Annotated in this window: 12 protein-coding genes and 1 pseudogene; 3 read left to right on the top strand and 10 right to left on the bottom strand. The window is 38.7% G+C overall.

What is annotated here, in order from left to right:
- Positions 1–46: 46 nt before the first annotated feature.
- From serA to ACKWB9_RS13505, 4 genes are all read right to left on the bottom strand, one after another.
- Complete coding sequence (gene serA / locus ACKWB9_RS13490) at positions 47–1,939, bottom strand: phosphoglycerate dehydrogenase (protein ID WP_414003546.1); 1,893 nt, start codon at positions 1,937–1,939, stop codon at positions 47–49.
- Positions 1,940–2,123: 184 nt separating this feature from the next.
- Positions 2,124–2,828: a DUF3307 domain-containing protein gene (locus ACKWB9_RS13495; RefSeq protein WP_414003547.1), complete on the bottom strand. Its 705-nt coding sequence runs from the start codon at positions 2,826–2,828 to the stop codon at positions 2,124–2,126.
- A 3-nt stretch (positions 2,829–2,831) separates the two neighbouring features.
- Positions 2,832–3,440, bottom strand: a complete 609-nt coding sequence (locus tag ACKWB9_RS13500) for a SatD family protein (RefSeq protein WP_414003548.1) — start codon at positions 3,438–3,440, stop codon at positions 2,832–2,834.
- 195 nt (positions 3,441–3,635) lie between these two features.
- Positions 3,636–4,088 (bottom strand): methyltransferase family protein, encoded by a 453-nt coding sequence (locus ACKWB9_RS13505; RefSeq protein ID WP_414003549.1) that lies wholly within the window; start codon positions 4,086–4,088, stop codon positions 3,636–3,638.
- Positions 4,089–4,147: 59 nt separating this feature from the next.
- Here ACKWB9_RS13505 and ACKWB9_RS13510 point away from each other — a divergent pair, with 59 nt between their 5' ends.
- The 3 genes from ACKWB9_RS13510 (at position 4,148) to ACKWB9_RS13520 (ending at position 7,575) form a co-directional block, all read left to right on the top strand.
- Entirely contained in the window at positions 4,148–4,747 is a 600-nt protein-coding gene (locus ACKWB9_RS13510) for a non-canonical purine NTP diphosphatase (protein WP_414003550.1), read from the top strand.
- 213 nt (positions 4,748–4,960) lie between these two features.
- A complete protein-coding gene (locus ACKWB9_RS13515; protein ID WP_414003551.1) occupies positions 4,961–6,727 on the top strand; it encodes a DEAD/DEAH box helicase in 1,767 nt (588 codons plus the stop codon).
- Positions 6,728–6,804: 77 nt separating this feature from the next.
- Positions 6,805–7,575 carry a carboxypeptidase-like regulatory domain-containing protein gene (locus ACKWB9_RS13520; protein ID WP_414003552.1) on the top strand — a complete coding sequence of 257 codons (771 nt, stop codon included), beginning with the start codon at positions 6,805–6,807 and terminating at the stop codon, positions 7,573–7,575.
- A 57-nt stretch (positions 7,576–7,632) separates the two neighbouring features.
- Here the strand turns inward: ACKWB9_RS13520 and ACKWB9_RS13525 are convergent, their stop codons facing one another.
- The 6 genes and pseudogenes from ACKWB9_RS13525 to ACKWB9_RS13550 all read right to left on the bottom strand — a co-directional run.
- Positions 7,633–8,160 carry an SRPBCC family protein gene (locus ACKWB9_RS13525; RefSeq protein ID WP_414003553.1) on the bottom strand — a complete coding sequence of 176 codons (528 nt, stop codon included), beginning with the start codon at positions 8,158–8,160 and terminating at the stop codon, positions 7,633–7,635.
- A gap of 44 nt (positions 8,161–8,204) precedes the next feature.
- Positions 8,205–8,861: a TrmH family RNA methyltransferase gene (locus ACKWB9_RS13530; RefSeq protein ID WP_414003554.1), complete on the bottom strand. Its 657-nt coding sequence runs from the start codon at positions 8,859–8,861 to the stop codon at positions 8,205–8,207.
- Between the two features lie 395 nt (positions 8,862–9,256).
- Positions 9,257–10,075, bottom strand: a complete 819-nt coding sequence (locus ACKWB9_RS13535) for a GLPGLI family protein (protein ID WP_414003555.1) — start codon at positions 10,073–10,075, stop codon at positions 9,257–9,259.
- On the bottom strand, positions 10,044–10,271 hold the full coding sequence (locus tag ACKWB9_RS13540) for a hypothetical protein (protein ID WP_414003556.1): 228 nt from the start codon (positions 10,269–10,271) through the stop codon (positions 10,044–10,046). The genes ACKWB9_RS13535 and ACKWB9_RS13540 overlap by 32 nt, the downstream gene beginning before the upstream one ends.
- Positions 10,272–10,862: 591 nt before the next feature.
- Positions 10,863–11,093, bottom strand: coding sequence for a hypothetical protein (locus ACKWB9_RS13545; protein ID WP_414003557.1), 231 nt, complete (start codon positions 11,091–11,093; stop codon positions 10,863–10,865).
- 41 nt (positions 11,094–11,134) lie between these two features.
- Positions 11,135–11,275, bottom strand: a pseudogene (locus tag ACKWB9_RS13550) (TrmH family RNA methyltransferase); the annotation flags it as partial.
- Positions 11,276–11,416: the final 141 nt, after the last annotated feature.

Below are 11,416 nucleotides of genomic sequence, written 5' to 3' on the forward strand. Positions count from 1 at the left end.
AAACTTAGGCGTTTCCCTTCCTCAAGAAAGGAGGGAAAATTAGTTTTTAATACAACACCCTGAACTTAATGGTATGCTCAACTTTTTTAAGGGCCTTAATGACATCTTTGTTGTATTCTTTATCCAAATCCGTAATCACGTACCCCACCTCATTATCCGTTGAAAGATATTGGCTAGAAATGTTCAATTCATACTTGGCCAGTACTTCATTGATTTTGGCCATAACTCCCGGAACGTTCTTGTGTATATGCAAAAATCGATGCGCCTTATTTTGTTTGGGCAATCGGATATTCGGGAAATTTACCGCATCTACCGTATTTCCCGAATTGATGTAATCCATAATCTTATTGGGAACAAAATCGGCAATATCACGTTGTGCCTCCTCCGTACTTCCGCCTACGTGCGGTGTAAGGATTACATTTGAAAAGCCCTGTAATTTGGTCTGGAACGCTCCATTGGCTCTAGGCTCTTCCGGATATACATCTACGGCGGCACCTCCTACCCGACCACTTTCCAAAGCGTTTGCCAAGGCATCGATATCCACTACAAAACCTCTGGAAAGATTAATCAGCATGGCCCCTTTCTTCATCTGGTTGATCTCCCGTTCCCCAATAAAGTTTTTATTGGCCTTGTTATCATCAACATGCAGGGTAACCACGTCCGAAACGTTCAATAAATCTTCCAAGGAACTGCATTTTATGGCATTTCCTAAGGCCAACTTATCGTTCACGTCATAATAATATACCCGCATACCAATGGCTTCGGCCAATACAGAAAGTTGCTTTCCTATATTGCCATACCCTATAATACCCAGATTTTTACCCCTGACTTCACGAGAACCAGCAGCTGTCTTTTGCCACTGTCCGTCATGAATTTCCGTACTGCGGGCAAAAACGCTTCGCATCAACATAATAATCTGCCCTATCGCCAATTCCACTACAGAACGTGTATTGCTATATGGTGCGTTAAAAACCACTACGCCCTTTTTCTTGGCATGGTCCAAATCTATCTGGGTGGTCCCTATACAAAACGCCCCTACGACCAGCAGTTTTTCGGCAGCATCCAATACCTTTTGGGTAACCTTTGTTTTTGAACGGATTCCCAGTACATGGACTTTTTTGATTTTTTCGATCAGTTCATCTTCCGGCAAACTGTGTTTGATCAACTCTACGGAAAAACCATCCTCGGACAAATTTTCAAAAGCTGCGGGATGTACATTCTCCAATAAGAGGATCTTTATCCGGTTTTTAGGATAGGAAATATTTCTAGGTAATTTGTTCACAAAAAGGAATTCATCCAGATTAGGGGCAACATGATCCGCATTATCAGTGGCTTTGTCACGATGAACGTTCTCCGTATATGCAAAGAACTTATCCGCAATACCGGCTTCCCGCATTACATAATCACTATAACCATCCCCTATAACCTGGACCTCCCCATCTAAATCCATCTGCTTTAGGCACTCGATCTTACCATTGTGTTGGGACAGTACGTTGGTTTCATCAAAACCTATGATATTATCCGCATCATCAAACTTAAACGTATTGGCATAGACCCTATTTGAGGGAATGTTGTACTCTTCAACGATCGGGTCTATAAATTCTTTGAAACCACAGGATATTACATAAATATCATCTGAATATTTTTCAAAAAACTCTTTATTGGATGCAATGGATTTTGAGATTTTCTGTCTGAGTTCATCGACCAGACCATCCAAATCATCTTTATGGGCCTTTAAAAGCTTAATGCGGCGTTCCAAAGACTCGGTAAAAGAAATATCCCCATCAATACCCAGATTGGTGATTTTTTGAATATCGGCAATAATTTCGTCCTTATTGGATTTGCCCTGCAATGTCATTTCGGCCAAAACATCCAAAGCTTCTACCCTTGTCAATGTACTGTCAAAATCAAAAACGTACTTTCTTCCCGTATCTACCATTTTTAATCAAAAAAATTGTGATTAAACCAAGCTACAAAAGTAAAAATTAAATTTTTCAAGTACCCTGTTATGAACAAATAAAACAAAAAGTCCTTGGTTTGGTTCAAAAGTGATTGTAATACGGATCACCTTGGGAACCTTGTTATGGGCCGTAATAAACGTATTAAAAAAAGATGGCGGTGGATTATACGTTTAACTTCATATACAGTAACCCGGCAAGTATGGCCAGACCAAAACTCACCAAGGTCCCGATTAAGATATACTCCGTAAGTTTTCTGTTATTGGTCTCTTTTATATCGTTAAACCGAAAAACCGATTTGGCGGTAATGAGCAACCCTATAACCTCCCATCTACCGATCAAAATAAAGATCAACACGAACAATCGTTCTATTATACCGATATATTTTCCTGCATTGGGCAATGATTTATGATCCGTTCCGATCTTATAAGACATATTTCCCAATAATTTACCCATGATAACGGCCGAAGGAAACGTAACAAAAACAACCGCTGTTAGCAATGCCCAATCCAAATCCCTAACGAAATAAACAATATGATCAGGTAATTGGTTAAAATAGGAACAGATATAGAGTACGGCGATATGCAACAATTGATCAATAAAAAATGGTACTGCCTTATTCTTGAAAAACGGATTGATATATAATTTTGCCACATCTATAAAAAAATGGCTCCAAACAATAATCATGGCCATTTTCCAATAGCTTAAATCCCATAAGATTACTAAATAGAGTGCATAATGGAGCAGGACATGTATGTACAAGTATTTGGATCTGGCTTTATTGGACTCCTTATGTACGACCCACTTATTGGGTTGGAGCAAAAAATCACCGATCAGATGTGCCAAAAGTAATTTTATGAACAAGGCCATAGGTTATATTCCATCTTTGATCAAACTTTCATAATATACCAAAAGATCCATCACCAAATCCAGACGTGCCCTTTTTAACCTTTGACTTACGGCGGATTGTTTAATTCCAAGTTTTTCGGCTATTTCTTTTTGCGATGCCTTTGGGTAATCTAGGATCAATGCAATAATTTCTGCGGAGACCACGCTCCAATTATCCATAAAATCCAAGGCCATCCTAAGCATTACATTTAATGTCCGATCATAAAAATCCCTTCCTGTAGCAATACTGAGATTGACCTTACTGTCTTTTAAGGATTCAAATTTACGGCCAGAACGCTGGTATGCCGGACCATTGGATTCGCTCACACCGGAACCCACGAACGTTTCCAGACCAATGCCTATACCCATACGGGCATCAAGCCCTTTAATCGATTTTAAAATAGCCTTGATCTGTATAGCGGTTATCAAGGCATTTTCGCTATTGACCTTTAATTGAAACTCATCTCCCCTATAAATCTCCCAATACAATGGTGACGTACCAAAACGGGAAAAATATTCCTTAAGAATACCTATCCATTCCGATGAAGGGTAATTCTCCGAATTAATGATATCCCCGGTGATAATCGCTATCATAATTATTAATCAAAATGCTAATATACAAAATAATAAGCTAATTTGATAATATTTGCAATTATTATCATTTAAGCTTATAACAGTTAATTTACCTAAACCAATTCCAGGCAGTGTCAACAAAATATTGAAATAAAAACCATTCTCAGAATATATTATCTTGATCAGGGTTCAATACTTATATCCTAATTCTTTAGATCAAAACCACCTTCTCACCAGCGTACAGTATAGTTTATATTCCTTGCCAAATTTGTTCAAAAGCGTATTTTCTTCCGGTATAATCTGAAAACGGTTCATATAAGCTACAAACCCTGCAGCGGTGAGAGCATTAAAGGCATTACCTAATTTTAAACCCAAAGCCAATAAAATCAACAGCATTGCCAAATACATCGGGTTTCGGGAAAATTGATAAATACCGGTAGTGACCAAACGGCTAACCTTAGATAGGTTTGAGGGATCTGTAGTGGTCTTTGCTTTTTTAAACTGGACAATTGCTATAAAAATAATGATCATAGCCATGCCTAATAGGGTTTTGGACAATACCATCCTTCCAAAAAAATCAAAAAGACCAAAGGGCATAAAAGTCCCTAAAAGATACATTACAGCACCAAAAACCAAAAAAACGACGACTGGGGGCAACTTTAACTCCATTCCATAAAATTAGTACATTTGGCCACCTCATCTAAATAAATTCGATATCATTTAATTGCATGGAACTCATATTTGCAACGCACAACCCTAACAAAATAAAAGAAATACGGCAACTATTGCCCAAACACATTCGCCTTATTTCATTAAATGACATAAACTGTACCCGATCCATACCAGAAACTGCCGATACCCTAAAGGGCAATGCAAAACTAAAGGCGGATTTTATAACCACCACATACAACAAACCCTGTTTTGCGGATGATACGGGCTTATTGGTAAATTCCCTAAATGGAGCGCCCGGGGTATTCTCCGCTAGGTATGCAGGCCCCAAGAACGATGCAAATGCCAATATGGACAAACTATTACAGAATCTGGAAGGAAAAAAAGATAGAACTGCTTGTTTCCAGACCGTAATTGCCTTGAACATAAAAGGGGAAACCATTTTTTTTGAAGGGGAAGTACAAGGGGAAATCATAAAAGAAAAAAAGGGCGGGAAAGGATTTGGTTACGATCCCATTTTTAAACCCAAGGGCTTTAATGGCACTTTTGCAGAATTGCCCCTGGAGACCAAAAACAAAATCGGCCATAGGGGAAAAGCGTTTTCCAAATTAATAGATTACTTAGGGCGTGTTACACCACAAGAAAAAAAGGAATCTTAAAAATTTCGGTAACTTCCCAAAAGAATAAAACGGCCGCTTATAAGTTTCTTTGGAACACAAACCACGAAAAGTTATTCCATCTTAATAAATAGAACTACCTTTGCCGCTTTATTAAACGCCGCTGGTATAGCATGTGTTGCGCCGAGTCTAAAGGTTATACGGGATAATCGCTCTATGCAACATTCATATTTGCGATTAAGTATAACATAAATTATGACAAAATTCGAAGCACTGGGACTTCAAAAGTCCTTACTGGATGCTGTTGCGGATATGGGTTTTGAAAACCCCTCCGAAGTACAGGAAAAAGCGATTCCAATTTTATTGGAAGATGAAACCGATTTGGTAGCACTGGCCCAAACAGGAACCGGAAAGACCGCCGCTTTTGGCTTTCCCTTAATTCAGAAAATAGACCGGGAGAGCAGGACAACACAAGGTCTGATCCTATCCCCTACCCGTGAGCTATGTTTGCAGATTACCAACGAACTACAGCATTATTCCAAGTATGAGAAAAGTATAAATGTAGTGGCTATTTATGGTGGGGCGAGCATTACGGAGCAAGCCAGGCAAATAAAAAGAGGTGCACAGATCGTGGTGGCCACCCCCGGAAGGATGAAGGATATGATCGGGCGCCGTTTAGTGGACATTTCCAAGATAGATTATTGCGTGCTCGATGAGGCCGACGAGATGTTGAACATGGGCTTTTTTGAGGATATAAAAGACATCCTTTCCAACACTCCCGATGAAAAGTCCACGTGGCTTTTCTCGGCGACCATGCCAAAAGAAGTATCCCTGATCGCCAAAAAATTCATGCACTCGCCCCAGGAGATTACCGTTGGTGCCAAAAATTCAGGGGCCACTACGGTTCAGCACGAGTATTATGTGGTAGGCGGAAGAGATCGTTACCCTGCCTTAAAAAGGCTGGCGGATACCAATCCGGACATTTTTTCGGTGGTTTTTTGCAGGACCAAGAGAGATACCCAGAAAGTTGCCGAAAAACTTATAGAAGATGGGTATAACGCTGGAGCACTTCATGGGGATCTAAGTCAGAACCAACGGGATCTGGTGATGAACGCCTTTAGAAAAAAACAGATACAGATGCTCGTGGCTACGGATGTTGCGGCCCGTGGTATTGATGTGGACGATATTACCCACGTTATCAATTATCAACTGCCCGATGAGATCGAAACCTATACCCACCGGAGCGGCAGAACGGGAAGAGCGGGAAAATCCGGTATTTCCATGGTCATTGTTACACGAAGCGAACTGCGTAAGATCAAGGCCATAGAAAAAAAGATAAAACAAGATTTTTTGGCCAGGAACATTCCTACCGGAATGGAAATCTGTGAAATACAGTTGTACCATTTGGCCAATAAGATCAAGGATACCAAAATAAATCCCGAGGTAGACAATTATTTGCCCGCCATAAACGATGTCCTTGAAGGTATTGATCGCGAAGAACTCATAAAAAAAATAGTTTCGGTAGAGTTTACCCGTTTTTACAATTATTACAATAAGAGCAAGGACTTGAACAGTGCTACATCTGACAGGGGCAACGAAAGAGGTGGTGCACCTTCTAATGGGGCAGTCCGGTATTTTATAAACGTTGGTGAAAAGGACGGTTATGACTGGATGTCCTTAAAGGATTTTGTTCGGGATACCGTTGGCCTTGGAAAGGAAGATGTCTTTAAAGTAGATGTAAAAGATAGTTTTTCTTTTTTTAATACCGATGCCGAAGCTACGGAACAGATTCTCGCTACTTTTAAAGATTTTAAAGTAGACGGCCGGTTTGTAAACGTTGAAATCTCCAAAAGCCCCGGAGGAGGTGGAAGAAGAAGGGGTGGCTTTAAGGACAAAGGCAAAAGAAAGGATAGGAGTTGGGATAATGATCGCGGAAGAAGTAAGCGCAGGGAAAAAGGAAATTCTTCAAGTCCAAATTCAGGAAAAAGGAGAAGTAAAAAAAGAAAAGGAGACTTCTTTTAGTTAATTGTATATTAAAAAATACGCTCCGGCGTATTTTTTTGTTTTTGTTTGTATTTTTAAAATCAGGCCTAGTATTCATGAGGGATTTTTTTTTAGGGATTTTATGTTTGTTTTGCTTTGTGGGGTTTGCTCAAAATGATTTGGCAATAACAGAGATCAACGCCCTTGTAATGAACGCACAGACGGATAGGCCCATGGAAAGTGTCCATGTAGTCAACCTAAATCAAGTTATCGGAACCATTACCAATGAAAAGGGTGAGTTTACCATTACCGCTGCAGTTAACGACACTTTATACTTTTCCTTCTTGGGTTTTAAATCACAAAAAATTCGGGTCACCAATGATATGTTCAAATTCAAGGACACTAAAATTGCCTTGACGGAACTGGCCTACGCTTTGGAAGAAGTTATTGTTCGTCCCTATCAACTTACCGGTTATTTGGAAATAGATGTAAAAAACCTACCCATTAACAATGCGTATCAATACAGTATTTCCGGATTGTCCATAGCTTATGAGGGTGGAAACAAGAACCCTAGTGCCGTGACCAAGGTACTTGGGGCCATTTTAAACCCGGCCGATCTATTGCGCAATCTTTTTGGCAAAAAGCCCAACCAAATGCGAAAACTGCGCCAGATAAAGGAAGATGACCGGATACGGGACCTGCTCGCCTCAAAATTCGATAGGGAAACACTGACGGAATTACTCCAACTGGAAAAAGTGGATATTCAAGACATTCTCAATAACTGCAATTACTCAAAATCTTTCATTACCACGGCGAACGATCTTCAAATCCTGGATGCCATAAGCAGTTGCTATGAGGAATTTAAGGTATTGAATCGGAAAAAATAAAAATTTTCTGTTTTTATTGCATTTTATAGCTTTGGGAATAAAAGTATTTCCCTTTTGTTAAGCCTCTAATTTGGTCTTCAAGGTCTGTAATCCTTCTTCAAAATCCTTGCCTACCATTTTGTCCATGCTCATAAAAAGCATCATGATACTGAACGGAAACTTATTCTTACCGGAGAACCCCCATGTAACTTTACTTTTACCTTCCGAGGTTTCTTGCAGATCCATATAACAATCGGATTCCGATTTCCACGGTTTAAAAAACCGAAGGGTTCCTTCTACCCTTTCACCCTCGGTTATCTTTGTTATTTCCTGTTCACCTTCCCCTACATCCTTGTTTCCGTTCCAATAATTCACGGCACCTACTTCGCCATCCGTACCCCGTAATTCCCTACTCATATCCGGGTCTTTTTTCGCCCAGGGGGACCATTCCTGCTGTTTTTCCAAAAATTTCAAATAAGGGAATACCACGGCCTTAGGGCTATCGATCTCTATTGACCTGAAAACATCATAGGTCTTAGGTGCTAAAATGGACAGGATCAATACAAGGGCGATAATCGCCACAAGAATATAAATTAATATAGTCATTTGTTTATCAATTAGTTGGTTGTTGCTTCAAGATAATAAAAAAATCAATTCTCCCGGTAAAATCGCATTAGAATCCCTTCGATGTCCTTGATGGATTTTTTCGTCCAATCCAAACGCTTTTCCAGTATTTCATGGGGTTTCAGCCTCCAATCCAAATTATTATTGCGTAGAGCTGTCGTCAAACATTGCAATACTATTGCTGCGGAAACGGAGATATTCAAACTTTCCGTGAATCCGACCATGGGAATCGTCAGAAACCCATCCGCATTTTTAAGCACCTCATCACTAAGACCGTCCCGCTCCGTACCAAAGAACAAAGCCGTTTTTTGGGACAGTTTAAAATCATGGAGTGTCATACCCTCGTGATGCGGAGTGGTGGCAATAATTTGATATCCATCCTTTTTCAATGTTTCTAGGGCGTCCGCCGTTGAATTGTATCGATGTACATCAACCCATTGCTGTGCGCCCATGGCAATGTTCTTGTCCAACTGCTTCCCATACTTATCTTCGATCACATGAATTTCCTGTACGCCAAAAGATTCACAACTTCGTATAACGGCACTGGTATTGTGCATTTGGTATACATCTTCCGTCGCCACCGTAATGAATTTTGTCCTTTGTTCTAAAATAGAAATAAATCGCTCTTTTCTTTCCTCGGAAATAAAGTTTTCCAAATAGGACAAAAGTATCTGGCCTTCCATAAAACCAAGATAATAAAAAGTATATTTTTAGCGTAAATATGTCAATCATGAAAAATATGATATTACCGGTGTGGTGAATCCGTTTACGTGAAAGTTAAAAGAAACGGTAAAATCATTAAGGTGCAAGTGACGAGGATTTGGCTAAAGGAGAAAGTTAGTCATGAAAATGTCAAACAGGACATCGCCAGACACTTCAAAAAACCCTTTGACAAGATAGGTAGAGCGAAGTCTAATCAAAACGGATTCATATAGGTATGTTTTTCAGAAATCAACTCCAAAAGCGTTTTCTAGTCCAGAAAACCCGTAGAACTTTTAGGTTTTTATTCTAAATATAGATAGGGTAATGATATTTTAATGAACTTCACATTCTTTCTTACAAACGAATCCATTACACTTCACTTCATTCCCATTATCTCTTTTACCCTATCTTCAAGCTTTTTGTCAAACTCTTTTTGACTTATTGGTATTCCTTTATTGGGCTTTACAATTTGAATTGGCACACTTCCATTCAACTCAATATCCCTTGCTTTGTATTGAAATTCAGTATGGCCACCTGTTTTATCTATCTCCAAAATCAGTCCAGGTAGATTGATATGGCCATAAGGCCCAAAGGGAACATTAATATCAGGAGCGTACCATGCCACATATTTTATCATAAATGATTTTCCAGTTACCTGAGTGTATTTTATTTCTCGAACTGCTTTTTTACAAACGTATCCCAAGATTTCCTTGGTTTCATCTTTCAAACTCCATTTAACTGCTTCTATATTCTTTGATATAAGATATAGTTTGTCAAATTCGTGGTGGCTATTTAAAAACTCTTTCTTTGAAAAATCATAAAATATTTCTCCTGTTATTTCAAGAGAGATCTCTTTGTACTTCGACCAATTGTTATTGCTAATGGTAGATTCTTCGGCCAAACTACAAAAGGAAGCGTCGTTCTTAAATTCCAAAAGAATACTCTTTGGAGCAAAATCATCATCTAAATTTACTTTGTTAACCCCCAAAGCGCCTATAGACCCTGGCACTTCATTCGTATAGTTGCCTTCATATACATCATACACCACTTTTCCAGATATATCCTTTTGGGCCGAAGAGAAATTAACTGTTGTTATTCCTATCAGAAATATACAAGTGAGAACCTTCCAAATCGAAATTTGGAAGGTCTCTTTACAAGAAATTCTATCCATTGCAACAACTACTAATGCAAGCATTAAACCAAGCAATTATTTGCGCATCCGTCATACTTCCCCCATATAATACTTGGGCATCATTATTACATGTGCTGGAACATGCTGATAATTCACCACCACAATAACCACCAAAACCACCAAAAACGGTTTTTAACTGTTCTTTTTGGAGCAAATCACCAGTGTTAAGGTTCAACTTTTTTAAACTTAATTTTTTCATAATAACAAAAATAACAAAGATTAAATTTGCCTTGGACGGTTTAGGCCTCCCAAGGTTTGTGACCACATTTTGCGAAAATGTATCGTCTTTGACCTGAAGGTTTTTTTTAGGTCATTTTCTTTTAAATCCAGAATCAATCCTAAATTTCGTTCAACAAATCTTTCAACATATCGGAATAGGCATTACAATAAGATTTCGACTTTTTAAATCAGGGAACTAACTATCAGTAAAAGTAGGAATTATTTTATAATATCAATTCTTTTTTCCGTTAAATGCATGTTAGTTATGCATGAAAATAAGATTAGTATTACTTAGGGCAATCTTAAAACATCATAACTATGAGAATGGTTTTGTCAGTGGCACAGTTTAGCGGACCAATCTTCGAATTGGTCTATGTACCACCTGCCAGATAATCCATCCATTCTGCCTTGGTTGCCTTCCACGTTCTTGATTTCTGATTCGATGATATCAAGTTTTTTTGCAATTCACGCCTTTTTCCTCATGGTCGCCCATAAAGGAATTCTTGATGGTATTGTAAAGTTTTCTCTAAATCAAGAGTGTCAAGAATCCATCAAGTATCCATATTGGAAATTACTTCTGTTCACAGATGTTTTCTTTGTACCTCTTGGGAACACAGGCATAGTAGTTTTCCAGTTTGTGGGAGAGCAATCCGTTAAGGGTTTTTCGCAGCCATATTGCGCAGGTATTTATGTTCCGTGTTCTTGTCCCTAAGACTGCCCTTATTACGATTGATGAAGGATTGATTAGTTTTTCCCCATACCACGAGCGGTATAATGATTGGAGCACGATAGATTTCATCATGCTATTTTCTTTCACCCTTATAAATAGGATTTCTTAGGATTTGAAGGGTTGTGCATTTGGCATACATCTTCCATCGCCACCGTAATGAATTTTGTCCTTTGTTGTAAAATAGAAATAAATCGCTCTTTTCTTTCCTCGGAAATAAAGTTTTCCAAATAGGACAAAAGTATCTGGTCTTCCATAAAACCAAGATAATAAAAAACCCGTTGTGCATTTTGATTGAGATATAAAAAGTTGTGCAAACTGCTCAATGGCAGTAAATTGTAATAACGACAAAACAATTAAGATGCACAACTTTGATGAAATTTACGAAAGAATACTGG

Source organism: Maribacter spongiae (genome assembly GCF_047345125.1).
Lineage (GTDB): Bacteria > Bacteroidota > Bacteroidia > Flavobacteriales > Flavobacteriaceae > Maribacter.

Coding starts and splice junctions, on each gene's coding strand:
- ACKWB9_RS13525 (WP_414003553.1), bottom strand. CDS start 8,160: ATGACTATATTAATTTATATTCTTGTGGCGATTATCGCCCTTGTATTG.
- ACKWB9_RS13540 (WP_414003556.1), bottom strand. CDS start 10,271: ATGAAAAAATTAAGTTTAAAAAAGTTGAACCTTAACACTGGTGATTTG.
- ACKWB9_RS13495 (WP_414003547.1), bottom strand. CDS start 2,828: ATGGCCTTGTTCATAAAATTACTTTTGGCACATCTGATCGGTGATTTT.
- ACKWB9_RS13505 (WP_414003549.1), bottom strand. CDS start 4,088: ATGGAGTTAAAGTTGCCCCCAGTCGTCGTTTTTTTGGTTTTTGGTGCT.
- ACKWB9_RS13530 (WP_414003554.1), bottom strand. CDS start 8,861: ATGGAAGGCCAGATACTTTTGTCCTATTTGGAAAACTTTATTTCCGAG.
- serA (WP_414003546.1), bottom strand. CDS start 1,939: ATGGTAGATACGGGAAGAAAGTACGTTTTTGATTTTGACAGTACATTG.
- ACKWB9_RS13515 (WP_414003551.1), top strand. CDS start 4,961: ATGACAAAATTCGAAGCACTGGGACTTCAAAAGTCCTTACTGGATGCT.
- ACKWB9_RS13510 (WP_414003550.1), top strand. CDS start 4,148: ATGGAACTCATATTTGCAACGCACAACCCTAACAAAATAAAAGAAATA.
- ACKWB9_RS13545 (WP_414003557.1), bottom strand. CDS start 11,093: ATGATGAAATCTATCGTGCTCCAATCATTATACCGCTCGTGGTATGGG.
- ACKWB9_RS13535 (WP_414003555.1), bottom strand. CDS start 10,075: ATGCTTGCATTAGTAGTTGTTGCAATGGATAGAATTTCTTGTAAAGAG.
- ACKWB9_RS13500 (WP_414003548.1), bottom strand. CDS start 3,440: ATGATAGCGATTATCACCGGGGATATCATTAATTCGGAGAATTACCCT.
- ACKWB9_RS13520 (WP_414003552.1), top strand. CDS start 6,805: ATGAGGGATTTTTTTTTAGGGATTTTATGTTTGTTTTGCTTTGTGGGG.